Source organism: Collinsella sp. AF19-1LB, assembly GCF_003459655.1.
Classification (GTDB): domain Bacteria; phylum Actinomycetota; class Coriobacteriia; order Coriobacteriales; family Coriobacteriaceae; genus Collinsella.
Genome location: NZ_QRWO01000001.1, coordinates 141,958 through 167,601 on the forward strand (window position 1 = coordinate 141,958; position 25,644 = coordinate 167,601).

At 58.2% G+C, this 25,644-nt stretch carries 24 protein-coding genes; 5 read left to right on the forward strand and 19 right to left on the reverse strand.

The genetic code is table 11. The features are described 5' to 3' along the window. Positions 1-142: 142 nt before the first annotated feature. Positions 143-382: a hypothetical protein gene (locus tag DWX39_RS00670; protein WP_117736302.1), complete on the forward strand. Its 240-nt coding sequence runs from the start codon at positions 143-145 to the stop codon at positions 380-382. A 6-nt stretch (positions 383-388) separates the two neighbouring features. Here DWX39_RS00670 and DWX39_RS00675 read toward each other — a convergent pair whose 3' ends face one another. The 11 genes from DWX39_RS00675 to ileS all read right to left on the reverse strand — a co-directional run bounded on the left by DWX39_RS00675 (position 389) and on the right by ileS (position 12,830). Continuing rightward, positions 389-1,801, reverse strand: coding sequence for an AI-2E family transporter (locus DWX39_RS00675; protein WP_117736301.1), 1,413 nt, complete (start codon positions 1,799-1,801; stop codon positions 389-391). Continuing rightward, the gene (locus tag DWX39_RS00680; RefSeq protein WP_117635146.1) at positions 1,798-2,589 is read right to left on the reverse strand and encodes an RNA polymerase sigma factor SigF; all 792 of its coding nucleotides are present in this window, start codon (positions 2,587-2,589) and stop codon (positions 1,798-1,800) included. The genes DWX39_RS00675 and DWX39_RS00680 overlap by 4 nt, the downstream gene beginning before the upstream one ends. Before the next feature lies 1 nt (position 2,590). Beyond that, a complete protein-coding gene (locus tag DWX39_RS00685; protein WP_117736300.1) occupies positions 2,591-2,968 on the reverse strand; it encodes an ATP-binding protein in 378 nt (125 codons plus the stop codon). After that, positions 2,961-3,548, reverse strand: a complete 588-nt coding sequence (locus DWX39_RS00690; protein WP_117758144.1) for a hypothetical protein — start codon at positions 3,546-3,548, stop codon at positions 2,961-2,963. Before DWX39_RS00690 ends, DWX39_RS00685 begins: the two co-directional genes overlap by 8 nt. Before the next feature lie 100 nt (positions 3,549-3,648). Next, positions 3,649-4,998 (reverse strand): replication-associated recombination protein A, encoded by a 1,350-nt coding sequence (locus DWX39_RS00695; RefSeq protein ID WP_117758145.1) that lies wholly within the window; start codon positions 4,996-4,998, stop codon positions 3,649-3,651. A 60-nt stretch (positions 4,999-5,058) separates the two neighbouring features. Further along, complete coding sequence (locus DWX39_RS00700; protein WP_117758146.1) at positions 5,059-6,306, reverse strand: deoxyguanosinetriphosphate triphosphohydrolase family protein; 1,248 nt, start codon at positions 6,304-6,306, stop codon at positions 5,059-5,061. A 31-nt stretch (positions 6,307-6,337) separates the two neighbouring features. Next, positions 6,338-6,760 carry a prepilin peptidase gene (locus DWX39_RS00705; protein ID WP_117758147.1) on the reverse strand — a complete coding sequence of 141 codons (423 nt, stop codon included), beginning with the start codon at positions 6,758-6,760 and terminating at the stop codon, positions 6,338-6,340. Positions 6,761-6,839: 79 nt separating this feature from the next. After that, positions 6,840-8,135, reverse strand: coding sequence for a glycosyltransferase family 2 protein (locus DWX39_RS00710; RefSeq protein WP_117758148.1), 1,296 nt, complete (start codon positions 8,133-8,135; stop codon positions 6,840-6,842). Between the two features lie 82 nt (positions 8,136-8,217). Beyond that, positions 8,218-9,231, reverse strand: a complete 1,014-nt coding sequence (locus tag DWX39_RS00715) for an RluA family pseudouridine synthase (protein WP_117758149.1) — start codon at positions 9,229-9,231, stop codon at positions 8,218-8,220. After that, positions 9,231-9,830: a signal peptidase II gene (gene lspA / locus DWX39_RS00720; protein WP_233508816.1), complete on the reverse strand. Its 600-nt coding sequence runs from the start codon at positions 9,828-9,830 to the stop codon at positions 9,231-9,233. Before lspA ends, DWX39_RS00715 begins: the two co-directional genes overlap by 1 nt. A gap of 222 nt (positions 9,831-10,052) precedes the next feature. Next, positions 10,053-12,830: an isoleucine--tRNA ligase gene (gene ileS, locus DWX39_RS00725; protein ID WP_369832156.1), complete on the reverse strand. Its 2,778-nt coding sequence runs from the start codon at positions 12,828-12,830 to the stop codon at positions 10,053-10,055. A 510-nt stretch (positions 12,831-13,340) separates the two neighbouring features. Between ileS and DWX39_RS00730 the strand changes: the two genes are divergently transcribed. After that, positions 13,341-14,423 (forward strand): iron-containing alcohol dehydrogenase family protein, encoded by a 1,083-nt coding sequence (locus DWX39_RS00730; RefSeq protein WP_117758152.1) that lies wholly within the window; start codon positions 13,341-13,343, stop codon positions 14,421-14,423. A gap of 514 nt (positions 14,424-14,937) precedes the next feature. Next, positions 14,938-15,540: a Type 1 glutamine amidotransferase-like domain-containing protein gene (locus tag DWX39_RS00735; RefSeq protein WP_117758153.1), complete on the forward strand. Its 603-nt coding sequence runs from the start codon at positions 14,938-14,940 to the stop codon at positions 15,538-15,540. Between the two features lie 115 nt (positions 15,541-15,655). Here DWX39_RS00735 and DWX39_RS00740 read toward each other — a convergent pair whose 3' ends face one another. From DWX39_RS00740 to ftsH, 3 genes are all read right to left on the reverse strand, one after another. After that, positions 15,656-15,844, reverse strand: coding sequence for an IS3 family transposase (locus DWX39_RS00740; protein WP_099431656.1), 189 nt, complete (start codon positions 15,842-15,844; stop codon positions 15,656-15,658). A 246-nt stretch (positions 15,845-16,090) separates the two neighbouring features. Next, on the reverse strand, positions 16,091-16,552 hold the full coding sequence (locus tag DWX39_RS00750; RefSeq protein WP_117758155.1) for a DUF523 domain-containing protein: 462 nt from the start codon (positions 16,550-16,552) through the stop codon (positions 16,091-16,093). 76 nt (positions 16,553-16,628) lie between these two features. Then, on the reverse strand, positions 16,629-18,521 hold the full coding sequence (gene ftsH, locus DWX39_RS00755) for an ATP-dependent zinc metalloprotease FtsH (RefSeq protein WP_199411423.1): 1,893 nt from the start codon (positions 18,519-18,521) through the stop codon (positions 16,629-16,631). A gap of 92 nt (positions 18,522-18,613) precedes the next feature. On the opposite strand from ftsH, the gene DWX39_RS00760 reads away from it, so the two are divergent. Beyond that, positions 18,614-19,099 carry a cob(I)yrinic acid a,c-diamide adenosyltransferase gene (locus tag DWX39_RS00760; protein ID WP_117758157.1) on the forward strand — a complete coding sequence of 162 codons (486 nt, stop codon included), beginning with the start codon at positions 18,614-18,616 and terminating at the stop codon, positions 19,097-19,099. Positions 19,100-19,184: 85 nt separating this feature from the next. Here DWX39_RS00760 and DWX39_RS00765 read toward each other — a convergent pair whose 3' ends face one another. The 4 genes from DWX39_RS00765 to thyA all read right to left on the reverse strand — a co-directional run bounded on the left by DWX39_RS00765 (position 19,185) and on the right by thyA (position 23,060). Continuing rightward, positions 19,185-20,534 (reverse strand): MATE family efflux transporter, encoded by a 1,350-nt coding sequence (locus DWX39_RS00765; protein WP_117564142.1) that lies wholly within the window; start codon positions 20,532-20,534, stop codon positions 19,185-19,187. A gap of 125 nt (positions 20,535-20,659) precedes the next feature. Next, entirely contained in the window at positions 20,660-21,574 is a 915-nt protein-coding gene (locus DWX39_RS00770) for an RNA methyltransferase (protein WP_117758158.1), read from the reverse strand. Positions 21,575-21,683: 109 nt separating this feature from the next. Continuing rightward, entirely contained in the window at positions 21,684-22,202 is a 519-nt protein-coding gene (locus DWX39_RS00775) for a dihydrofolate reductase (RefSeq protein ID WP_117758159.1), read from the reverse strand. A 9-nt stretch (positions 22,203-22,211) separates the two neighbouring features. Further along, positions 22,212-23,060, reverse strand: coding sequence for a thymidylate synthase (gene thyA, locus DWX39_RS00780; RefSeq protein ID WP_117758160.1), 849 nt, complete (start codon positions 23,058-23,060; stop codon positions 22,212-22,214). 223 nt (positions 23,061-23,283) lie between these two features. On the opposite strand from thyA, the gene DWX39_RS00785 reads away from it, so the two are divergent. Continuing rightward, a complete protein-coding gene (locus tag DWX39_RS00785; RefSeq protein WP_117655406.1) occupies positions 23,284-24,048 on the forward strand; it encodes a DUF134 domain-containing protein in 765 nt (254 codons plus the stop codon). Positions 24,049-24,168: 120 nt separating this feature from the next. Here the strand turns inward: DWX39_RS00785 and ffh are convergent, their stop codons facing one another. Beyond that, positions 24,169-25,644: a signal recognition particle protein gene (ffh, locus tag DWX39_RS00790; protein ID WP_117655405.1), complete on the reverse strand. Its 1,476-nt coding sequence runs from the start codon at positions 25,642-25,644 to the stop codon at positions 24,169-24,171.

The window sequence follows — 25,644 nt, forward strand, 5'->3', positions numbered from 1 at the left end:
CCATCCCACCGCGCCTGTGCAAAAAAGAGGGCCGCCAAACAGCGACCCTCCAGCGAAAGTGCACGTTATTTAGTACTGTGCGATCCTTTGAAAAAAGACTGCTGTAGAATTACATATAAGAGTCACCCGGAAGGAGCGATCGATGAAAAGCAAACGATTTTTCCTCAATGCACTTCTGTTAGCGGCACTTTTAACGCTATTGGCTTTCTCCTGCTGGTACGCAAACCAACCAGCATTTGGCTACGTGTTGTATGCAGTAATGTCCGGCGATAAGGCTTATTACACTTTACGCGCAATTGACATTCTCTTTTTCTATGTTGCCGGTCCCTTATCAATCGCTTTGCTCGCGTTTCTTGTCATTTACAACTTCAAGAAACGTTAATGGGGCCTATTTAGAATCCGAATCGTCCATGGACCCGTCGATGCCGGTTTTGGTATCGTCATCAGAGTTGGAATCGTCATCCTTGGCGAAGGGATTCTTGAAGAAACCCGTGGCATCGGGCTGAAGACCCGAGAGCTTGATCCAGGGATTATCGAGCTCGGGCTTGGGCATAGCCTTGGCCTCGGGCGCGGTCTCGTTGCCGATGAGCTCGGACTCATAGATGAACGTATCGTCCCCGAGCGCGTCATAGGCGGCGACCGGGTTGCCATCGGCATCGCGGTACGGCGTGCCCTTAAACACGGCGCCGTCATAGGCCACAAGCTGGCGGCCGGTCTCGTTCTCAAAGTAGTAGACGAAAATGCCCTTGAGGGCTGCGCACAGCGGAATGGCAATGATCATGCCAATAGGACCCATGAGTGCCGAGCCAATAACGAGCGCCGTGAGGCTCATGATGGGATGCACCTGCACCGAGCTCTGCATGACCTTAGGCGAAATTACGTTATCGGTGACGTTTTGAGCGACCATCGTCACGATGAGCGTCCATAACGCCAACATGGGGCTGAACATGAAACCGAGCACTGTGGCGATTGCTGCGCTCACCCAGGGACCGACGACAGGAACCAAATGCATGATGCCGGTAAAGATGGCCATGAGCGCCGCATACGGATGGCCGATGATCATAAAACCGATAAAGGCGAGGAAACCACCGCAGATGGACGTCACGACCATACCGCGCATGTAGCCGCCGACAGAGCGAGAAAGGATGGCGACCATAAAGCGGTACGAGGTCTCCTTCTCCTGACCGATGATGGTGCAAATCTCGTGGTGCATGCGAGGGTAGTCGCAGGCCATCCAGTACGCAAGCACCAGACCAAGGAAGATCACGAACAACTGCGAGGCTGTATTGGTGATGAGCGGGAACACACCGCGGCCAAGCTCGGCAGCGATCTGAGACACATACTTCGATGCCACGGCAACCAGCGACGAAAGATTATCGTCCAGATACTCCTTGAGCGGCGTGTTGTTGAGCGTCTTGGCATGCGAGATCATCTCGTTGAGGTCGCCACCCGCAACACGAAGCTGCTCGGGCAGGCGGCTCAGGACTTCCATGATCTGACCAAAGAGAATCGGCGACAAGATGCAAACGACACCGACGAGCACAGCAACGACCACAATAAGCGCGATAAGCGAACCGATGCCGCGATTCACGCCATGGTGCTCGAGCCAGTTGGTGATCGGGGACATCACAAAAGCAATGATGGAGCCGACGGCAAGAAACTCAATAACCGGTGCCAGGATGCCCATAAGGTTAAAGATGACGGCGGCGATGACGATGCAACCGACGACAGCCCAAATGCGAAGCGTCAGAATGCGGGTATCGCGCAGCGTGCGGTCGGTTTGTTGGGGGTGCTCACTCATGAACGAACCATTACTCCGTCAGGGTCAATCTTGTCTTGAATCTTCTTGAGGGTGCGGCGCAGTAGGCGCGAGACCTGCACCTGCGAAATGCCCAGCTTCTTGGCGATCTCGATCTGGGTCATGCCCTTCACAAAGCGTAGCTCGATCACCTCACGCTCGCGCGGCGAGAAATCGCGGATGGCTTCCTCGATTACCAGGCGGTCATCGGTAAAGTCGAGCTCGTTGTCGTCGTCGGCATAGCGATCGAGAATCGAGGGAGCATCGTCGGAGTCGGACGCGCCGGGAGCCTCGATGGGCACCGAGGTGTAGGCCGAGGACGATTCCATGGCTTCGAGCACCTCGTCGACGGTCACGCCAAGGTAATCGGCGATTTCCTCAACCTTGGGCGAGCGCTGCAACTCGTTGGTAAGCTTGTCGGTAGCCTGGTTAACCTTGGCAGAAAGCTCCTGCAGGCGACGAGGCACGCGCACGCTCCAGCCCTTGTCACGGAAGTGACGCTTGATCTCGCCCAAGATGGTGGGCGTGGCAAACGTCGTGAACTCGAGTCCGCGCTCGGGATCAAAGCGATCGATAGCCTTGAGCAAGCCCAAGTACCCGACCTGCAAAAGGTCATCGAGCGGCTCGCCGCGGTTCTTGAATTTGTTGGCAAGAAACCTTACCAGGTTCATATGGGACATGACGAGCTGCTCGCGAGCATCCGGATCACCGGTCTCCTTATAACGACGAAACAGCTCGCGGGTTTTCTCCTTGTCCCAAGCGGTCTTGCCGCTCCGGGAGCGTTCGGTCATATTAGATATCCGCCTTGAGGTCGAGGGAAAGCGTTAGGGGCGCTGTAGTCTTTTCGTAAGAGTCACACACGCTCGCCAAAATGAGCTCGGCATACACGGCAGCCTGGTCATCCTCATCGACAGTCGCCTGGTCGCCAAAGGTAAAGGTCATGCCCACATGCGATTCGTCGACATCGAATTTGATCGAGATATCGTCGGAATCAACAGCCGTGCAGCCAAAGATGAAGGCTTCTTCGGCAGCCATACGAATGTCCTCGATGCGATCAACGGACATAGAGCACAGGGCGCCGACGTTGGCGGCCGTCATGCGCACCAAGCGCGCGAGACGCGGATCACCGGCAACGCTCAGCGTAATGGGGCAGGTTGCTTCGCTACTCATCGCAGGACTCCTCGGAGGTCTCGGCAGGCGTATAAGTGTAATACTGAGCAGGCTTAGCAGCGGGCTTCTGAACATCATCGTCGTCAGCAGCGGCATCGTCATCGCCAATCAGAACGCGCTCAGTAGGCTGCTCGGCCTCGGCGGCGGCAGCGGCGAGCTTGCGATCGGCGTCGGCTGCAGGAGCCTTCACCTTATTGAAGAGCTTCTGCACGGCGCCAGCAGCAGAATCAGTCACGCTCGATACGGCATTGCTGGCCTCGGCCACGCTGCCCGTGACCTCGGAGATGTCGCGAACGACCGCCTCAACCTCAACGAGGTTAGACGTCAGAGCATCAACGGCAGTCTTGCTCGACTTGAGGAGCGGCTCAACCTGTGCCAGCGCGGGGGTGAGCTCATCGACAGCGCCGTCGAGCTTTGCCACCACAGGCTGTGCCTCGGCGAGCGTATTGTTAAGGTCACTCACCGTCTTGTCGAGCGAATCAACGACGGTGCGGGTCTTGCGCAGCGTGAGCGCGAGCTCGACAACAGCCCACACGCCGGCAACGGCGAGCAACAGCAGGGCGATTTGAATGGGACTCATACAAGCCTCCCAAAGGAATCGAAATACAGACGCTGTTCATGGTACCCCAAAGGGGACCGAACATGCCAAGCGTGAGATCCTGGGACAAAATAATCAGCAGTTACTTCGGAGCATTACCGCTACGGTCGCGTTCGCTTTGCTCAACACGCCACTCTTCCCAACCGCGGCCGGCAGGCTGCCAGAACGCGCCGCGCTCCAACCCCTCGGGCAAATAGCGCTGATCGACCCAGCCTTCGGGATAATCGTGCGGATACTTATACACGCCATATTCATCGCTGCCTGGGCGATGACGATCGCGCAGGTAGCTGGGCACCTCGCGAAGACCACTGCTGTGGATATCGGCCAGCGCCGCATCGATCGAGGCCTCGCACGCGTTGGACTTAGGCGCCAGGCACACATAGAGCGCAGCCTGAGCCAGGTTGATGCGACACTCGGGATAGCCAATGACCTCGGCAGATTTAAATGCGGCATGTGCCACCAAAAGCGCCTGCGGGTCGGCGTTGCCAACATCCTCGGAAGCCTGAATCATAATGCGGCGAGCGATAAACTTGGGATCCTCCCCTGCATCGATCATGCGCGCGAGCCAATAGATCGTGGCATCGGGATCGCTGCCGCGCATAGATTTAATAAACGCACTGATAATGTCGTAGTGCATGTCACCGTTTTTGTCATACGAAAACCCACGACGTGGATTGGCGATCTTCACGTCATCCACGGTAATGGGATAGCGTTCCCCCGCCGCCGGCGCTGACGTTCCCTCGGTATCGGGACGCGTGACGGCAATCTCGCTCGCAAGCTCGAGCGTCGTGAGCGCCGAGCGAGCGTCGCCCGCAGCCAGCGTGCAGATGGTCTTAACCGTATCCTCATCGGCGTAGAATTTGCCGTTCAAACCCTGCGGCGCCTCGAGCGCACGCTCAATGAGTGTGGCGATATCCTCGTCTTTAAGATGTTCAAGCTCCACCACGCGACCGCGCGAGAGCAACGCCGAGTTGACCTCGAAGTACGGATTCTCCGTCGTAGCACCAATCATAATGACGGTACGGTTCTCAACTGCATGCAGCAGGGCATCCTGCTGTGACTTGGAGAAGCGGTGAATCTCATCGATGAATAGAATGGTGCGGCGGTCGTAGGTATTCAGGCGCGTCTTGGCCTCGTCAATCACGCGGCGCAAGTCCTTTACGGTGCCCGTCACGGCACTGACCTCGACAAACTCGCTCTTGGTATGGTTGGCGATAATATGGGCCAGCGTCGTTTTGCCCGTACCGGCCGGCCCGTACAGGATCACACTCGACAGCACGTCGTGCTCAATCGCGGCACGCAACCACGAGCCCTTACCGACGGCCTTTTGCTGGCCCACATACTCGTCGAGCGAATTGGGCCGCATGCGCACCGCAAGCGGCGCATTCTGAAAGGAACGCTCGCGCGTCGAAGCAGAAAAAAGGTCGTCCATAGCCATCCCGTGCGTCAATCAAAAACGTTTTCCACGAACAGTATACCGAATATATACGAACTACCGTTCGTTAATATAGGTACGGTGCGGAAACTTCAATCCCGGAAACAACTTGCTCGTAAGCTCGCAGAAATAGCCATCCGTCATGCTTGCAATGTAATCCACGACCGCCTGGTCCTTATCGTCCTGCCAGGCATAGGTGCGATCGTAGTAGGAAAGCTGCTGCTCAATGCGCAAAATGTGGTGTTTAAAGATATACGAAGACTCGTTGCCTTCGTTTATATCCCGCAGGCAACGGTCGTAGAGCTTTTCGAAGGCCTCACGCAGCTCCGATTCGGAGTCGCCCTCGATGCCGCCCTTGCTATAAATCTTCTCGTAGTTCTCGCGCTTGGCTCGGCGGATTTCCTCAAACAGGTCCTCGCTCATCTCGATGCGTGGCTTGCCATAGCTGTGCTCGACGATATCGATGGAGGCATGCGTAAGAATCCAACTGTTGTATGCTCCGCCCAGGTCATCGTCAAAGGCGTCGGTTGACAGCAGACCCGCCGCAATGGCGTCTTGGCGATCGCGCCCCACGTAGGCAAGGATATCCGAGATGCGAACCACACAGCCCTCGAGCGTCATGGGGCGCAGGTGCTCGATTGCGCTATAACCCGTGGCAATGCAATCCTCAACCGTCTGATCGAACTGGTCAAAAGAGCCCATGTCCGAAAGCTCAAACACACGTCGCTCGTACTCGCCGTTGTGACACAGAACGCCGTCGAGCGTCTGGAGCGACACGTTGCGGCCGTACAGCGCGTCGAGCACGCGGACCGACTGCACGTTATGGAAAAAATAACGACCCGTGCGCTTGTGATAGATATCGTTGAGGAATCGCTCACCGGCATGGCCAAAAGGCGTGTGGCCCAAGTCGTGGCCTAAGCCAATCGCCTCGATCAGATCGCAATTGAGCCCCAGGGCGCGACCGATATCGCGCGCAATGCGCGAGACGAGCTGCACGTGCAGACCGCGGCGCGACAGGTCATCATTGCTACGGAAGCTAAAGACCTGCGTTTTGCCTGCATAACGGGAGTATGCGGGCAGATGCAGAATCTTTTCGGTATCGCGCATGAAGGCCGGACGCATGAGCGTGCCCTCGTCTGCAGCCCGATCGACACGTCGGATGACCTGGCCGTCACCGCATCGGTAGGGATTAACGACACCCGAGGCGCGGTCGACGGCGATACGCTCGACCAGCTCGGGCGACAACGCCGCGGGAATGCGATCCATACGAGCCTTGATGGCGGCTGTCTGTTGATTGATTGCCATGGCATGCTCCTTAAAAAGGGCGCGCAAACGGTTACAACGTACTACCAACAACCTCGATTATGGCAAATATCGGCACCAAAAACGGCAGCAATGGCAAGGAGCGCGATTTTGCGATGAGACAGGTGACAGCAAGGGCAAGGAGCGAGGCAGCAAACGCAACGATGCCACCCAGGGGATCGAAGGTACAAAGGGCATAGAGCGCCTTGGCGTCCCCCATGCCAATGCCGGGAGCGTGACGAGCACGACGCGAGAGCGACTCAGTAAGCACAAGGGCAAGGTAGACGATGACCGCAAGACCGGCGTGGTCAAGCGCCGTGTTAATGCCCCTGTCGAGCCAAACGCCTGCAAACGCCGCCACGGCACACGCGCCAGCAAGCTCATTGGGAAAACGCCGCTCACGGGCATCAATCGCCGCGCCGGCAAAGATGCAAATCCAAAACGGGATATAGACCATCGAACACCTCCTTGGGCAGCAGCTCAAACGCAAAAACCACCACAAAGGCGCTGTTCCTTTGTGGTGGTTTAGATCGTGGTTATTTGGCGCCTTGCATGACCTCGTCGAGGGTAACGCTTACGGCGTGCTGCGTCGGCACCCAGTCGACCTTCAGGAACAGAGCAGCCACCGTAATGGGGATATAGCTGAACATAAAGATCGGGAAGGTAAACAGGTTGGTCACCAGACGCCACTTTTGCGCGCAGTGAATATGCTTGTACTCAAAGATGGTCGTGAGTAGCGCCAGGATAAAGAAGGTCTGGTACATCATCGCGAAGGTCATAATGAGCGAGGCGGCACAAGCCTGCATCTCGACCTCGGTGGCCAAGAAGCCGTGCGAAAGCCCGCCCACGATGAGGAAGGTAGCATTGGCGAGCATCGAGATCAGCGATAGCAGCATACCCGGAGCGATCGTCATAAACATGTCGTAGGCGGCAAAGCGATGATAGCGGAAGGTCGATTTGACGAGATGCTTACCGTAGGTAAAGAACACCTGGTAGAAGCCCTTGGTCCAACGCATACGCTGTTTCCAGGACGCCTTAAACGTCACGGGCTGTTCGTCAAAGAACTCCGCCGGCGCATAGCCAATACGAATGCCGTGAATGGCGCAGAACGTGGTGAACTGAATATCCTCGGTCAGCGTGTGGAACTGCCAACCGTGCATGCCCTCGATAACACTGGCGGAAATGAGGTAGCCCGAACCCGAGACGGCGCAAGACGTCTTGCAGATGTTGCGTGCGTTGTTGAGAAAGCGCGCCTCTCGCAGATACCAGGTGGCATTAGCCGCCGAGATCCACGAGCTGCCGAAGTTCTTGGAGTTGCGATAGCTCGTGACCACATGGAAGCCCTGGTCAAAGGCATCGTTCATCTTGGACACGTAATCGCGGGCGATGACGTTATCGGCATCGAAGATAAAGTAACCTTCAAACGTATCGGGATACTCGTTAAGGATGCGGTCGAAACCAAAGTCCATGACCCAGCTCTTACCCTTGCGGGCTAGATCGTTACGCTCATAAACGATGGCGCCCGCCTCGCGCGCGAGCTGCGCCGTGTTGTCGGTGCAGGCGTCGGCGACCACGAAGACCTCGATAAGCTCGGACGGATAGTCCTGATCCTTGATGGAGCGAACGAGGTTAGCGATCACGGCCTCCTCGTTATGCGCTGCAATAAAGAAGGCATACCGGTGGAGTTTTTTGGCCTTAGGAGGCGCGACCTCACCACGAAGAGCGCCAATGACAAAGAAAACCACCTGGTACAGAAAGCAGGCCGTGAGCAGCGTGACGACAATCTGGTTGAAGATCACGATGGGTGTGTTGGTTTGTAAAAAGGCGAGCATGCAGGCTCCCAGCAACGCGTTACGTAAACAACCGTATATCTTACCGCAGGCTTACCGAGTTCAAGAAACCACCTAATACGGGCTAGGCTTCGAGCAGACCGAGCTGCGGGACGATGTCATCGCCAGCGTCAGTGCGACCGAGCGAACGCGGGGCCAGATCATCCAGAACCGCGGAAAGGTCCCACGGCAGCTCGTCACGGCACTCGATGCGCTCCCCCGTCACGGGATGGTCGAATGCCACGCGCCAGGAATGAAGGAACTGCCTGGTCAGACGCTGATCGGCACGCGCATCGCACTTACCGTAGAGCGGATCGCCCACGCAGGCGTGGTTGATATGACGCATGTGCACGCGAATCTGATGCGTGCGGCCGGTAAACAGGTGACACTCGACAAGCGTGTAGCCGTCGTCAAAACGCGTGGAATCAAAGCGCTCGAGCACCTTGAAAGTCGTGATGGCCTGGCGCGCAAAGGGGTCATCAGAAACCGCCATCTTCACGCGGTCGCGCGTCGATCGGGCAATACCGGTGTTGATAGTGCCCTCGTCCATGGCAATGTGCCCGTGAACGAGCGTAATGTAGCGGCGGTCGAGCGTACGCGTACGGATGAGATTTTGAAGCGCGCGCTGGGTGTCGTCGTCTTTTGCCGCGAGCATAAGGCCCGAGGTATCGCGATCCAGGCGATGCACGATGCCGGGGCGGTCCTCACCCTGCACGGTGCCCAGATGGTCGATACCGCAGTGATAGACCAGAGCATTCGCAAGGGTTCCGCTCTCGTGGCCGTGGGCGGGATGGCACACCAAGCCGCGCTGCTTGGAGAGCACGATGAGGTAGTCGTCCTCATAGCGGATATCAAGGGGAATGGCCTCGGGAATCACGTCGGTCGGATCGTGCGGCTCGGGTAAGTCGACCGAGATACGGTCGCCGGAGCGCACAGCATATTTTTTTGATAGGCAGGTCTCGCCGTTGACGGCAACGGCACCGCCCTCGATCAAGTGCGCACAGGCAGAGCGCGTGGGGCAGCCATCGTTGGCGCCCAGATAGGCATCGAGACGCTGACCAGTAGCATCGTCGGCAACAAGAATATGGATGTCGGCCATTAACGCTCATTCCTTTCGCGAATCTTGCGGGCACGCTCCCCACGCTGCTTGGCTTTGCGCTTGGCGCGGGCCTCGTCACGGGCGTTGAGCTCGGCGGTCGCATCGACCTCACGGGCGGCAGGGCTCAAGAACATATAACCGATGAGCGCCAGCACGACGCCGAGCGTAATGCTGATATCGGCCACGTTAAAGACGGGGAAGTCGATGAAGGTGGTGGCAATAAAATCGGTCACGAAGCCAAAAGCCAGACGGTCGATCGCGTTGCCGATGGCGCCGCCCGCAACCATAGACATGCCCACAACCTCAAGACGAGCGAGCTGAGGCGCACGAACCAGGTACACCGCGATGGCAATGATGACGACAAGTGCCAGCACGGCAAACGCAATGCCATGGCCCTCGCCCAAGCTAAAGGCAGCTCCGATATTGCGGACAAACAGAAAGTCAATCACACCGGGGATAACAGTCATATGCAGAGCGTCGCCCACGGCACGAACCGCAAGCTTGGTCAGCTGGTCAACAAACAGCACGACCAACGCCACGCAACCAGCAACACCCAACCGCCAACGCAAAGTCGGCGTCATATCCCCAACACGACCCAAATCAATCCCCTACCCTCAAGAACATCGAATTCCGTTTAACGCAATTAACCATCTTATATTGCCACACGCAGAGCGCACGACATATTCGCTAACGCCAGATAAATAACCAGCATAAAAAGAAAGCGGCATTCCGAAAAACAGAATGCCGCTTTTATTCAGCGGAGCAAATGGGCCGAAGGCGTCCAAATTCTCCCTATAACTAAAATGCCGAGTTACCGTGCCTTAAAGGGCATTCGCGCAGCGCTTGCAGATATGCGCGTGGCCGTTGTACTCGCCGACGGTGGTGCGGTAGTTCCAGCAACGGTCGCAGCACTCGCCCTCGGCTGCCTCGATGGCAACGGAGAGCTCCTCGCCCTGAGTCAGCTCAACATCGGAGACGATGTAGAACTCGGCCAGGTCGACGGCCTTATCACCGGTCAGCAGCGCGTACATCTCGGCGGGAACGACCGCCTTGACGCGGACCTGCTGGCTCTTGGTGAAGGTACCGGCGGAGCGGGCATCCTCAAGTGCCTTGGTCACGACGCTACGGAGCTCGAGAGAAGCCTCGAGCACGCCCTCAAACTCGTTGGCCTCGTCGACCGTGATGGGCGACTTGTACCAATCGAGCAGCGCGGCGTACTTCTGGTGATCGACGCAGCCGGCAGGTGCATAGGCCATGGCCTCATCGACGGTGTAGGACAGGATCGGCTGCAGGTCGCGCATGAGCATCGAGAAGAGCTCGGCCAGCACGGTCTGGGCGCTGCGGCGCTCGAGCGAGCCGGGCTTGTCGCAGTACAGACGGTCCTTCAGGGCGTCGAGGTACACATTGGAGAGCTCGGTAACCACGAAGTCGTAGAGCGCACGGTAAGCACGCGGGAACTCGTAGCTGGCGTAGGCATCATCGACCTCGGCCTGGACCTGGGTCAGGCGGGCAACCATGAGCTTGTCGAGCGGCAGCAGGTCGGCGAAGGCGACGCCGTCGGTCTCGGGCTCAAACTGACCCTCGAGCTCGGAGAGCAGGAAGCGCAGCGTGTTGCGGAAACGACGGTAGGCATCGGACGTACGAGCAAGAATCTCGTGATCGATGGAGACGTCAGAGCTGGTATCGACGGAAGCAACCCACAGGCGAATGATGTCGGCGCCCATCTCGTCACAGACCTTATTGGGGTCGATGACGTTGCCGAGTGACTTGGACATCTTGCGGCCCTGGCCGTCGAGGGTAAAGCCCTGCGAGACGACCGCCTTGTACGGAGCGTGGCCGTTGGCGCCCACCGAGGTGAGCAGCGAGCTCTGGAACCAACCGCGGTGCTGGTCAGAACCCTCGAGGTAGACATCCGCCGGGTACTCCAGCTCGGGGCGGTACTCGCAGACGGCCTTCCAGGAGACGCCGGAATCCCACCACACGTCGAGGATGTCCTTATCGGCCTTGAGGTGATGGCCACCGCACTTGGGGCAGACGCAGGCCTCGTCCAGGTAGCTCTCGGGAGCAACGGTGAACCAGGCGTCGGAGCCCTTCTCGTGGAAGAGCTTGATGACGGCGTCGAGCGTGGCGTCGTTCATGACCTTCTCGCCGCAGTCGGCGCAGGTGTAGCTGGGGATAGGCACGCCCCAGTTGCGCTGGCGGCTGATGCACCAGTCGGGACGCTGCTCGACCATGGCACCGATGCGGTTGGCCGCGTGGGCCGGATACCACTTGACGTTCTCACGGACCTCCTTGCCAGCCTGCTCACGCAGACCCGTCTTGTCCATCGAGACAAACCACTGGTCGGTAGCACGGAAGAGCACCGGGTGCTTACAGCGCCAGCAGTGCGGGTAGCTGTGCGTGATTTTCTTCTCGAGGACCAGGGTGCCGCGCTCGCGCAGGAACTCGATGATGTGCGGGTTGGCCTCGTCGGTATCCATGCCGCTGAAGGGGCCACCGGTGCCAAACTCCTCACCGGTGTAGAACTTGCCGTCGTCATCGACCGGCATGCAGATGTCGGTGATGCCCTCCTTGAGGCAGGCAAAGTAGTCGTCAACGCCGTGGCCGGGCGAGTTGTGGACGATACCGGTACCGTCGTCGACACCGACGTAATCGGCCAGCAGCGCCACGCCCTCGACGCCGTCAAAGATCGGCTGCTTGTAGCGGATGTGGTGGAAGGTCTCGGCGGGAACCACATAGGGCTTGCCGTCGACCATGACCGGGGTGTACTCCCAGCCAAACTCCTCGCAGCACTTGGGAGCCAGGTCCTCGAGCATGACCTCGGCACGACCATCGTGCTCAACGGCGACGTAGGCGGCGCCGGGCTTAAGGGAAACGGCCTGGTCGGAGGGAATGGTCCACGGCGTGGTCGTCCAGATGATAAAGTCGACCGGGCCGTCGAAGTCCTCGAGGCCGGCGGGCTTGGAGGTCATCTCAAAGCGCACGAAGATGGACGGGCTCGTCTCGTCGGAGTACTCGATCTCGGCCTCGGCCAGCGCAGTGTGGCAGTGCTTGCACCAGTGAACCGGCTTGTGGCCGCGATAGATCATGCCCTTATCGAACATCGCCTTGAAAACCTCGATGTCGGCGGCGTCATGCTGGTGATAGAGCGTCAGGTAGGGGTTGTCCCAGTCGCCGAGCACGCCCAAGCGACGGAAACCGGCCTTCTGAAGCTCAATGTTCTCGACAGCGAACTCGTTGCAGAGCTCACGAATCTTGGCCGTGGGGGTCTGGTTGAACTTCTCGGTGCCGAGCTTCTCCTCGACCTTGTGCTCGATCGGCTGGCCGTGGCAGTCCCAACCGGGGACATAAGGGACCTCATAGCCCTGCATCATCCAGTAGCGGTTGATCATGTCCTTGGAGATCTTATTCATGGCGTGGCCGATGTGGATCGGACCGTTGGCGTACGGAGGGCCGTCGTGCAGCACGAACTTCTTGTGACCCTCGTTCTTCTTCAGAACCTGCTCGTAGACCTTGTTGTCCTGCCAGTCCTTGAGTCGCTTGGGCTCGGACTTGGAAAGACCGGCACGCATGGGAAAACCGGTTTTGGGCAGATTCATCGTCTGCTTGTACTCGTTTGCCACGGTACCCCTTTCATGTCGTGGGCGCGCACGCCCGTTGGGCACCAAAAAAGCGCCCGTCCCTGCAAGCTGGGACGAAGCGCCACAAAACGGGCCGTGTGCCCGCAAAAGCTCTTCGCTTAACCACCCAGCTTAGATGCCCTCGCCCGCATTACAGCGCGCTCGCATCCGTTACTCGGCTGGCCTGTATCGACGACCATCTCGGCGATGTCTACTAAGACGAACCTGCGCGGCACGTCCGTTGGGACCGCAGCTCCGGGGTGATTTTCATCGGTCGCATGCACGGGCTCTCAGCGCTCCCCGTTCTCTGTAGCACACGGACGGCCGACTACTCGTCCCCATCAACGCTTATGCGCTGTATGGTAGCACGGTCAACGCCGGCGAAAAACCCTCAACATCGGTTTCATACTTTAGAAATTTCTCACGGTCGCAAGCACTCACTTGGAGCAAAATACCTGAAAGCACTTTATCGAAGGAAAGAAGGTACCTATGCGCACAATTGGAATGAGCGACTATACCGTCGGCGAAGACTGCTTTGACGAGCTACCCGGCGCGCTGGCCGAGTACGGAGCGACCAAGGTCGCGATCATCGGTGGCAAGCGGGCACTGGCCGCAGCACTTCCAGGTATCGAAGCTGCGCTGGCAGGTACCGACGTCGAGATTCTGGAGACGCGCGTCTATGGCACCAACAGTACGCGTGCCAATATCGCCAAGGTCGTGAACTCCCCTGCCTGCCAGGAAGCTGACGTGCTTATCGCATGCGGCGGCGGCAAAGCGCTCGACACCGTCAAGACGGCGGCCATCGAGCTCAAGAAGATCGTCTTTACGGTACCGACGATCTGCTCCAACTGCTCGGCCGCGACCGCCATTGCCGTTGTCTACAACGACGACGGCTCTCTCGAGGGCTATTCGTACCCCAACCGCCCCGCGCACATCTTCATCAACCCCAAGATCATCGCCGAGGCTCCGGCGGAGTACTTCTGGGCGGGCGTGGGCGATGCCCTGTCCAAGCAGCCCGAGGTCGAGTACGCCACGAGCGCCGGCAACCTGGAGCACACCGCAGGTCTTGGCCTGGCGCTCGCACACACCTGCTCCGAGCCGCTGTTTACCTATGGTGTGCAGGGTCTTGAGGACGTTCGCCAGAACCTGTCGACCGAAGCCGTCAAGCAGATCGCGCTCGATATCGTGGTCAACACGGGCTATGTCTCGAACCTGACCAACCAAAACGATTACTACTACAACTCGAGCGTGGCGCATGCGTTCTACAACGCCACCTGCAGCATTCCGCGCGAGGGCACCTACCTGCATGGCGAGGTCGTGAGCCTGGGCGTGCTGGTGCTGTTTGCCTACACGGGCGATACCGAGAACCTTGAGCGCTACGCAGCCTTTAACAAGGAGATGGGGCTGCCCGTGACGCTTGAGCAGGTCGGGCTTTCCGAGTCCGATATCCCCGCCCTGTGCGAGTATGCGCACGCCACCAACGAGTGGAAGCAGGGAAACCCCGAGCCCTTCACCGACGAGAAATTCGCCGCCGCCATCAAGGCCGCCAACGCCTACGGCCACACGCTCTAGGACTGGCCCAAAACCACCACAAAGGGGACAGGCACCTTTCTGGTGGTTTTTTATTGCTCCAGCATTCAGTTCGTACTCGAACCCGATTCTTTACGAGAAAGGGTTCGGGTACGTTTTTTGTTTATCGGAAATTCTGCGGAAGGACTACTCGGAACGGTAAACAGAAACGAACAGAGGCAGGGTATCATCGTGGTGATGGTATCCTGCCTTTTGTTTTGCGGGATCAAGGTCGCTTTATGCGAACTTGATCGCCACTTATATGGCGCATTGATGGCAATTGCTTCGTACGTGCATACCGGGAGCCTGTACACCTCTGACAAGGCGTAACACACTAGACTTTGTTCCAAAGTCCGTGTGCTAAGGGGGCAGGCCCCTTAGAATTCCTGTGGAGTGTGTACGCACGTACGCAGGAAAACGGCAAAATTTCGCTATATCAGGGCGTTCTTTCATTGGAGAGTATGGTATACACGGCTTAGTTCAACAAATAAGAATTTATATATAAAGGAGAATATTGATGAAACTGTTTTTATGTTCTCACTTTTCAAGTGTAGGAAGTCTGATAAAGGAAGAAATTGAAAATAAAAAAGTCGCATTTATTCCAACAGCTTCGCTGCGTGAAGGCTACACCGGTTATGTCGGCTCGGCTCGAAAATTATTCAAAAAGTTGGGAGCAATCGTAACTGAAATTGATATTTCAACGGAGGCTTATTCAACGATACAGTCTCTTTTTGAAGATGCGGATGTGATCTATTTTACCGGCGGAAATTCTTTTTTCCTTATAGACCAGCTCCGTAAAACGGGAACGGATGAGCTGTTGAAGAAAGAATTGGAAAAGGGAAAACTGATGATTGGTGAATCGGCAGGTGCGATTGTATGCGCTCCAAGCATCCAATATATCGAGCAAATGGATGAAAAGCCGGAGGACTACTCACAAGAAGATGATTCAGGGCTTAATTTGATTGTTTTCTATGTTCTTCCGCATTTTCTTACAGCACCATTTAAGAAAGTTACCGAGAAAATAATGACTGAGTTTTCGGATTTGAATCTATGCCCAATTAACAACCGTCAGGGAATTGTAATTGATGGTGAAGGTTCAAAGGTAATTTGCAAAGACTAATTTGAAAATTCCAGTTTGCTGTACTCGTTCCTAGCAGGGCTAGGGGCAGGCACGCCCCAACAAGAAGCTGTCCCAAAGGGGCAAGAATGGGGACTGCGGACGATTTCTTGGACCGTTACGCGGCCCTTCCCAGCGCGGAGCGGAACTCGGCCGGCGTGCGGCCACCGAGCGCATCGCTGCGCCTCTCCGTATTGTATCGACCGATCCAGCCCCCGAGCTCCTCGATGAAGCGGGCGGGGGTCCAGTCCGACCAGTCCCTGCCGTGCCAGAACTCCTTCTTGAGCAGGCCGAAGAAGCCCTCCATCGCCGCGTTGTCCGGGCTTCAGCCCTTGGCGGACTGAATTGGCTACACTGATGTGGACAGTTCCAGGAGGGGCGCAAGAGACGGGAAGGCCGTGTGCGCGTTCCTGCGCGAGGGCCGCGGGGAGGGGCTGCCTGGGTACAGCGCCTGTCAACTCGGTCTACGTCTTTGATGACCGGGTCGTACTCAATATCAACTTCACGGATGATGCCAAAACGGTCACCCGTGAGGAAGTGTTGGGTTCGAGTGCTATGGACAATGTTCCAGCATGCTGGGATCGAATTCGCTTGCCGGGATCACGCGGTAGCCGTGGCGCAGGAGCAGGTCAACGAAGACACCGTTACCCGTTGTGAGCGTGCCGCTGAAGGATCCGTCGTAGATATGGCCCACGCCGCACGACGGACTGCGATCCTGCAAAATGCACGCAGCAATCTCGGACGGGCCGCCCGCCTGTTCGCACATATCGAGCGCACGTTGGGCACCCAGGCGAAACTCGCGATCGACCGAAATGCCCTCGCAGGTACGGACCTCGCCGTTCACAATCTCGGACGGCTTGCGCGGCGTGGGCAGGCCGCCAAAGACCTCAGGGCACACCAAGAGTACCTCGGTCCCCGTGCATTCGCACGCTTCGACCAGCTCGCGATGGTAGTTATCGAGCCCGTTATACTTGCAGCTCTCGCCCATCAAGCAGGCACTTACCACGATTTTCATATTCAACTCTCCCCACGCAAAACACCCCATTTGAGATGGACACTCAAATGGGGCGATAGACACTGCGCAACCAGTATTACTGCTGCTTTGGCATCAGCGGATTCTCGCGCGTGAGGAGATTCATGAACTCCTCGCCCGTGATCGTCTCCTTCTTGTACAGATAACGAGCCAGCTCATGGAGCTTAAACTTGTTCTCCTTGAGGATCTGCAGAGCGCGGTCGTGCGCATCCTCGATCAGCTTGGCGACGATCGCGTCCACGCGTTCGGCCGTACCGGGGGCGCAGGTGAGCGACGTATCCTGGTTGAGGTACGCATTCTGAACGGTACCAAGCGCCATCATGCCAAACTCATCGGACATGCCAAAGCGCGTCACCATGTTGCGGGCGAGCTTGGTGGCCTGCTCGATATCGTTGGCGGCACCGGTCGTCATCTCGCCAAAGATAAGCTCCTCGGCTGCACGGCCACCGCAATAGACAGCGAGCTTGTCCAGGACTTCCTGGCGCGTGGTCAGGAAGCGCTCATCCTCCTCGACCTGCATGGTGTAGCCCAGAGCACCGCTCGTACGCGGCACGATGGTGATCTTGGTAACCGGCGCAGAACCCTTCTGGCGGGCGGCAACGATGGCATGGCCGATCTCGTGATAGGACACGACCTGTTTCTCGTGGTCGGACAGAACCGTGGACTTACGCTGCTGGCCGGCGATGACGACCTCCACCGACTCCTCAAAGTCATCCTGAGTCGCGCGCTTGCGACCCTCGCGGACGGCACGCAGCGCGCCCTCGTTGATGATGTTGGCCAGGTCGGCGCCCGAGGCACCGGGCGTGGCGCGGGCAATCGCGGTCAGGTCGATCGGCGGCTCCGTCTTCACGCTCTTTGCATGCAGCTCGAGGATGTTCTTACGTCCGGTCAGGTCGGGCAGCTCAACGGGGATGCGACGGTCAAAACGACCGGGGCGCAGCAGGGCCGGGTCAAGGCTGTCGGGACGGTTGGTAGCAGCAAGAACGACGATACCCTTGTGGTTATCGAAGCCGTCCATCTCGGTCAACAGCTGGTTGAGCGTCTGTTCGCGCTCGTCGTTGCCACTAAAGCCGCCGCCATCGCGCTTCTTACCGATGGTATCGATCTCGTCGATAAACACGATGCACGGGGCCTTTTCCTTGGCCTGCTTAAACAGATCGCGAACCTTAGCGGCGCCGCGGCCAACGAACATCTCAACAAACTCAGAACCAGAAATACTAAAGAACGGCACGCCCGCCTCGCCGGCCACAGCCTTGGCGAGCAGGGTTTTACCGGTACCCGGAGGGCCGACAAGGAGAGCGCCGCGTGGCAGTTTGGCGCCGATCTCCTCGTAGCGCTGCGGCTTCTCCAGAAAGTCGACGACCTCCTTGAGGGACTCCTTGGCCTCTTCCTGGCCGGCGACATCCTTAAAGGTCACGCCCACGTCCTTGGAGGCGATCACGCGCGCGCCGGACTTGCCCAGTCCACCGCCGCCAAAACCACCGCCGCCAAAGTTCATCGACGGACCGTCATCACCCATGGCCTTCTTCATGCGTCGGTTGAGCCACCAGCCAATCAGGAAGAAAATCGCCATGGGAAGAATGAGGGTGAGCAGGTAGTAGGTCATCAAACCCGAGTTCTTGTCGGGAACGACCGATTCCAGGGACGCACCGGATTCAAGCACGCGATCGGTAAAACCCGCATCATTCGGCAAACCGGTCGTCTTGTAGGCGATGTTCTCGTCCTCGCCCTTCTTGGTGTAATAAATCGTGTAATCGTCCGTGTTGTACTCGACCTTGTTGACGCTCTTCTTATCGAGCGCTTTGACAAACGTCGAGTAATCGGTCTTCGTAATCTGCTGCGTGTGACCGATGTTGGGGAACAGAACGGTCGAGAGCACGAGGTAGACGACGAAGGCGATGAGCACGTAGAGGATCATATTCCGTCTACGTTTGTTGTCATCCATCTCCATCTGCTTGAACTCCATCTACTGGGGTTGATAATGGTTTCTAGAATACCCAACCCGAGCGACGATAAACCGACGCCGGGCACGAAAGGACAGAGATGGCATCACTGGAAGTCGGCAAGGTTCAAATCTATACGGGCGACGGCAAGGGCAAGACGACGGCTGCGCTGGGGCTCGCGCTGCGCGCCACGGGCTATGGACTTAACGTACTCATGCTTCAGTTTGCCAAGAAGCTGCACTGCGCCGAACATGACGCAGCGCCTCGATTGGGGCTACGCATCGTACAAGCCGACCGCGACACGCCCGAGGCTTGCGCCGCGCAGATCATGGAGCTCGCACGCGAGCAGATATCACAGGTCGACGTTCTGATTTTGGACGAACTCGGCGAGGCCATGCGCCGAGGCTTTGTGACGCGCGATGATGTCGAGGCGCTCATTGCGACAAAGCCCGCCACCACAGAGCTCGTACTCACCGGCCGCGATCTTCTCCCGCTCGCCGATCTAGCGGACCTGGTCACCGAAATGCGCCCCGTAAAACACTACTTCGACGAAGGCCTCCTAGCCCGCCAAGGCATCGAATACTAAATGATCCGAAGGGGACGGAGGAAAACGGATCATTTTGCCTTATCGCCAGGTCAATGATCCGTTTTCCTCCGTCCCCTACGGATCATTAGGCGGTGGCGCGGCCGAGCCAGTTGCCGCTGTGGTGGTAGATGGTAAACATCGTGGCCGTGATGAGCCAGGTTACGGGGTAAACCAGCAGCAGATGCTCAAGCGACGGATCGAACGGCATAATCGCAAACACCCAGATCACCCTGAGCACGACGGTGCCAAAAATCGTGAGCATCATAGGCTGGAAGCTCACGCCAGCGCCGCGGATGGAGCCGGACGCGTTTTCGATAATCGAGAAGATCGCGTAGAACGGCGCGATGAAATGAAGAATCGTCGTGGTGTAGGCCGAAATCGAAGCATCGTCGACAAACAGACGCGACAACGGACCCGAGAACACCAGTAGCACGGCAGACAGGCCACCAATGAGCATAAACGACAGCACAAGCGACGTATGGTAGCCCTTGCGCATGCGCTCGTAGTTGCGCGCGCCAAAGTTCTGTGCCGAGAACGTGGTGATCGAAACGCCAAGCGCCTCGGTAACCATCCAGACAATGCCATCCAAACGGCCCGAAAGACCCCACGCCGTGGTGACATCGGCACCAAACGAGTTGACCGACACCTGAATCAAAACGTTGGAAATCGAATACGCAGCAGACTGAAAGCCAAGCGGCAGACCACACGAGATCATGCTCTTACAAATGCCAGGATCAATGCAGAGTTTGGACAGTGAAAGCCGCCACGCACCCGGAGCGTGCATCATACGAATCACGATCATCGTGGCGTTGGAGCAAATGGTCAGCGCCACCGCGATGCCGCAGCCCAGAGCCTCCATATGAAGCACGGCAACGAAGATGACATCCAGCACCGCATTAACAAGGCAGCCGGAAGCAATGATCACAGCAGGACCGCGTGTGTCGCCCACGGCGCGCAGCAGCGCCGTTCCCATATTGAGCAGCAGCGCCGCAACCATGGCGGCAAAATAGCAACGAGCATAGGCCACGCCCTCGGCCAATAGTTCATGCGGCGTGTTCATAAGTACCAGCATGGGCTCAACGAACACTATGCCAAGAATCGAGAAAACGATACCGCCCACCAGCGCGAGCGTCATGGCCGTATGGACCGAACGACTCAATCGCTCATCATCGTGCTGACCAAAATACTGACCGGTAATGACCGCGCAGCCAGCGCCAACGCCAACGCAAAAGCCGATGCAGAGCTCGGTGAGCACCATCGTGGCCTGAATGCCACCCAGCGCGAGCTTGCCGCCAAACTGACCGACGATATAGGTACCGATAAGCGTGTAAGCCTGCTGAAAAAACGAGCTAAAGAAGATAGGGACGCACAGCGAAAGCAGTTGCTGCCAAATGACACCCTGCGTCACATCGATAGCCGTAGATTTCTTAGCCACACGCCCTCCCCAACAGCGTACATCAAACAACAAAACGGCAATTTAAGACCAAAGCCAATACCAGCTTAGCACCGACCGGTATCGGCCGAAACGCCCCGAACCAGAGCCCAGTGCGAAATAATTGCCTAGTGATACAGCCCCGGCTGGTAGTGGTACTCGTTGCTCACATGCGGGCACAGCTGCCAAAAGGCGACAGCACTTGCCGCGGCCACGTTAAGCGAATCGACCCCGTGCGCCATCGGAATACGCACGGCGCGGTCGCAGCCCGCAATGGTCTTGGCGCCCAAGCCAGCACCCTCGGTGCCCATAAAGATTGCCAGGCGGTCAATCTCCTGCAGCGCGGGATCGTCCAGCGACACCGAATCATCCGTCAACGCCATAGCGGCACACGAAAAGCCGGCATCGTGTAGCGCCGCCAGCCCATCATGCGGCCATACGCGCGCTTCGCTGCCAATGCGTGTCCAGGGCACCTGGAACACCGTGCCCATGCTCACGCGGGCAGAACGACGATACAGCGGATCACAACACGTAGGACTGACCAAAATGCCGTCGACGTTGAGCGCGGCCGCCGAGCGGAATATTGCGCCCACATTGGTATGGTCGACAATGCCCTCGAGCACGCACACGCGCACCGGGCGCTCCCCCGCCGCCTCGACGACGCCGCCCAAGAACTCATCAACCGGAATCTGTCGCGGGCGACGAAATGCCGCGAGCGCACCGCGCGTCACGTTAAAACCCGTCAGCCGCTCCATAAGCTCCATCGAGGCAACGAACACGGGAACCGGACCCGCGCCCTCGCGTACCGCCAGGCGCTCAAACAGCGGCATCATCTGGTCGAGCCAGCGCTCGCCCAAAAGAAAGCTCACCGGCTCGTATCCGGCGCGAACCGCACGTTCGATGACCTTGGCACTCTCGGCGATAAAAATGCCCTTCTGCGGCTCCAGCACGCAGCGCAGCTCACGCTCGGTCAGTCGCACGTAGGCATCAAGCCGCTCGTCCTCGAGCGAATCGATTCGCAGCAACTCAACGGCATCAGTCATAGCAGCCAGCCCGCACCTTTCTTTACAGCGCATCTATACCAAACGAGGCGACGCTAAGCGCCGCCCCATGCATTCAAACAATCCGATGATACCGTTCACGCCGGACGATTTACGCCTCAACGCGACGATACGTTACGAACTCATAATCGACACCCTCGTCGTCCTCGCCCGAGGCAATCGTGGCAACACCGCCACGCCGCGCAATCTCCCACGCGGGATCGGCATCCAGATCGGGAAAATACGTATCCACGTCATGCACGCAATGGTTATGCGTAACCTCGGCCTCGGCGCAATACGGCAAAAACTGCCGATACACCTCGCCGCCACCGATCACCCACGCAACGGGCTCATCGGCTACCGCGGCGAGCGCTTCGTCGATGCTATGCACCACGTCGACGCCCATGGGAGCAAAGTCCCCATCGCGCGTGAGCACGATATTGCGTCGATTCTTAAGCGGGCGCCCGCCGGGAAAACTCAGCAGCGTCTTGCGTCCCATAATGACCGGACAGCCTTTGGTGCACGCCACAAAATGGCGCATATCGGAGCGATTGGACACCACCATGTCGCCCTCGCAACCAATGCCCCAGTCGTCACACACGGCGACAATGGCAGAAAGCTTACACGTCATGCGCGTCACCTACACCGCAATGGGGATGTTCTTGACCTGAGGGCCGTGCTCATAGCCCTCGACGATCAGATCATCGGTCGTAAACGCATAGAAGTCATGCACATCGGGGTTGAGCGTTACCTTGGGCGCAGCAAACTGCGGACGCTCAATAAGCTCGCGAACGATATCGACATGACGGTCGTAAATGTGGGCATCGGCAATCACATGCAGCAGCTCGCCGGGAATCATATCGACCGACTGCGCGACCATCATCAGCAAAATGGCGTACTGGCACACATTCCAGTTGTTCGCAGCCAAAATATCCTGGCTGCGCTGGTTGAGAATCATGTTGAGCGTCGGTTTGTCATCCTGCGGGCGCTGCGTGACGTTATAGGTCACGCTGTAGGCGCACGGATACAGGTGCATCTCGGACAGGTCGCTAAACACGTAGGTATTCGTCATAATGCGACGGCTATACGGCGTGTGTTTGAGGTCGTACAGCACGCGGTCCATCTGGTCGAAATCGCCCTCGGCGTAATGGCTCTTCTGACCAATCTGGTACCCGTAGGCCTTGCCGATGGAGCCGGTCTCGTCGGCCCACTCATCCCAAATATGGCTGTTGAGGTCATGCACGTTATTGGACTTCTTTTGATAAATCCACAGGATCTCATCCATGGCAGATTTGAGGGCCGTACGACGCAGGGTGAGCGCCGGGAACTCCTCGCGCAGGTCGTAGCGTGCCGTAACGCCAAAGTTTTTAATCGTATAGGCAGGGGTGCCGTCCTCCCACACCGGGCGGACCTTTTGGCCCTCGGTCGTGGTGCCATGGTACAAGATATCGCGGCACATGGTTACAAACTGTTGATCAGCTTTGCTCATTGACCCTCCTGTCAGTCGCCTATAGGCTATTTTTTATTCTAGCCCAGGCGCGCGAGTGTCGGATTGGACACTTGGGCCGGCACACGCAATGCACGGCAGCACCGCACCGCACCGCCTACGCCAACGAAACACCTTTGCTTTTTCTGACATATGCCAATAGTTCCTTGCTCTGCGGCGCACACGCGTTATTCTATTGTTGACATATGTCAGATATGGAGAGTGTATGGCAGGAAGACGTGAAAAATTGCGCCGCGTCGGGATCATCCCCGAATATCGCGGTTTTACCCCCGATGGCCTTGCCAGCGGAGAGGCCATCGACATGACGGTCGACGAACTCGAGGTCCTGCGGCTATGCGACCTGGAAGGCCTCAATCAGGAGGCCGTCGCAAAGCACATGGGCATCGCGCGCGCCACGGTGGCGGCAATTTGCAGCCGAGCGCATCGCAAGGTGGCAAATGCGCTGGTCAATGGTCGGGCGCTCATCATCGAGGGCGGCAATATCGCGTACTCCCCCATCACCACAACGACGGCCGTATGGCCAGCAAAGGAGATCGGCACCATGAGAGTGGCAACCACGTATGACAACGGCAACATCTTTATGCACTTTGGCCGCAGCGAGCAGTTCAAGATCTACGACATTCAGGACGGCAAGGTGCTCAGCGAGCAGGTCGTGGGCACCGGCGGCACCGGCCACGGTGCCCTTGCGGGCCTGCTCGCCAACGGCGGCGTGGACACGCTCATCTGCGGCGGCATCGGCGGTGGCGCTATCAACGCGCTTGCCCAAGCCGGCATCACGGTATACGCGGGTGCCCAAGGCAGCTGCGACGCTTGCGTCGAGGCCCTTATCGCCGGCACGCTCGCACAGAACGGCGAGGCCACGTGCGGCTGCCACGGCCACGACCACGAGCACACTCACGAGCATGGCGATTCCTGCGGCTGCCACGGCCATCACGAGCACGAGGGCCACGAGGGCTGCGGCTGCCACTAACGGCACGGCACCGCGAGCTCGGGGCGCGACGCCAAACGCAACCCAACAAACAAAGCCAACAGCAAAGGCCACCCGGTAGCTTCCGAGCGGCCTTTGCCATATCAAGATGGAATTACAGCTCTATTTCTTATTGCGCATCTGCGCTTCCATCTGGCGCAGCAGCTCCATATCGGACTTGGGACCGCCCATTCCCAAGCCGCCCATGCCGCCCAGACCCATAGCATCCAGGCCGGGGATATTGGGCATGCGCATCTTCTTGCCCTTCTTACCCTTTTTGCCCTTTTTGCCGCCGGCCTGTGCCTGATTGGCCATCGTGCGCATGCGGCCCATCATCTTATTCATCTCGCCCCACTGCTTCATAAGGCCGTTGACCTCGGTGGGGGTTACGCCGGCTCCCTTAGCAATGCGGGCGCGGCGCTGGCCGTTGATGATGGAGGGGCGCAGGCGTTCCTCCTTGGTCATCGACATAATGATGGCCTCGTTCTTGTCGAAGATGCCCTCGTCCAGGTTGCCGCCCATCTGGTTGAGCGCGCGCTGGCCACCGGGGAGCATGCCGAGAATGCCCTTCATGCCGCCCATCTTCTTAACGGCTTTCATCTGGTCGAGCATGTCGTTCATGGTAAAGCCCTCGCGCAGCATGCGCTCGGCGGCCTCGAGCTGCTCGGCATCGGCGGCCTCCTGGGCCTTCTCGATGATGCCGACGACGTCGCCCATGCCCAAGATTCGCTTGGCCATACGGTCGGGGTAGAACGGCTCCAGCGAATCGGGCTTCTCGCCCATGCTCACGAACTTGATGGGCTTGCCGGTCACCTGGCGCACGGAAAGCGCGCCGCCACCACGGGCATCGCCGTCGAGCTTGGAGATGATCACGCCGTCAAAGTCGGTGCGCTCGGCGAAGGTCGAGACGACGTTGACGATATCCTGGCCGGTCATGGCATCGACGACCATCAGCACCTGATCGGGCTTGACGGCCTTCTTGATGTCCACGGCTTCCTGCATCATCTGCTCGTCGATCTGCAAACGACCGGCGGTATCGACGATGACCACGTCACGCAGGTGATCGACGGCCTCCTGAATAGCGCCCTTGGCGATGTCGACCGGGTGTGCACCGTCGCCACGGAAGACCGGCACGCCGATCTCTCCGCCAAGCGTGGCTAGCTGGTCGGCTGCAGCGGGACGGTAGACGTCGCACGCGGCGAGCAGCGGCGAGCGGCCCTGCTTCTTGAGCAGGTAGGCCAGCTTTACGGCCGCCGTGGTCTTACCGGAGCCCTGCAGGCCCACGAGCATGATGACGTTGGGGATACGGTTGCTAAAGACGAGCTTACTCTCGGTGGAGCCGAGCATCTCGGTGAGCTCGTCGAGCACGATCTTGACGACGTTTTGCGCCGGCGACAGCGACTCCATGACCTCTGCGGTCATGCAGCGCTCCTTGGTCTTGGCGACGAACTCCTTGACAACCTTAAAGTTGACGTCGGCTTCGAGCAGCGCCATGCGAATATCGCGCATGGCCGAGGTGATGTCGGCCTCGGTCAGCTTACCCTTGCCGCGCAGGCGGTCAAATGTGTCGTTGAGGCGATCGCTCAGAGAATCAAACAC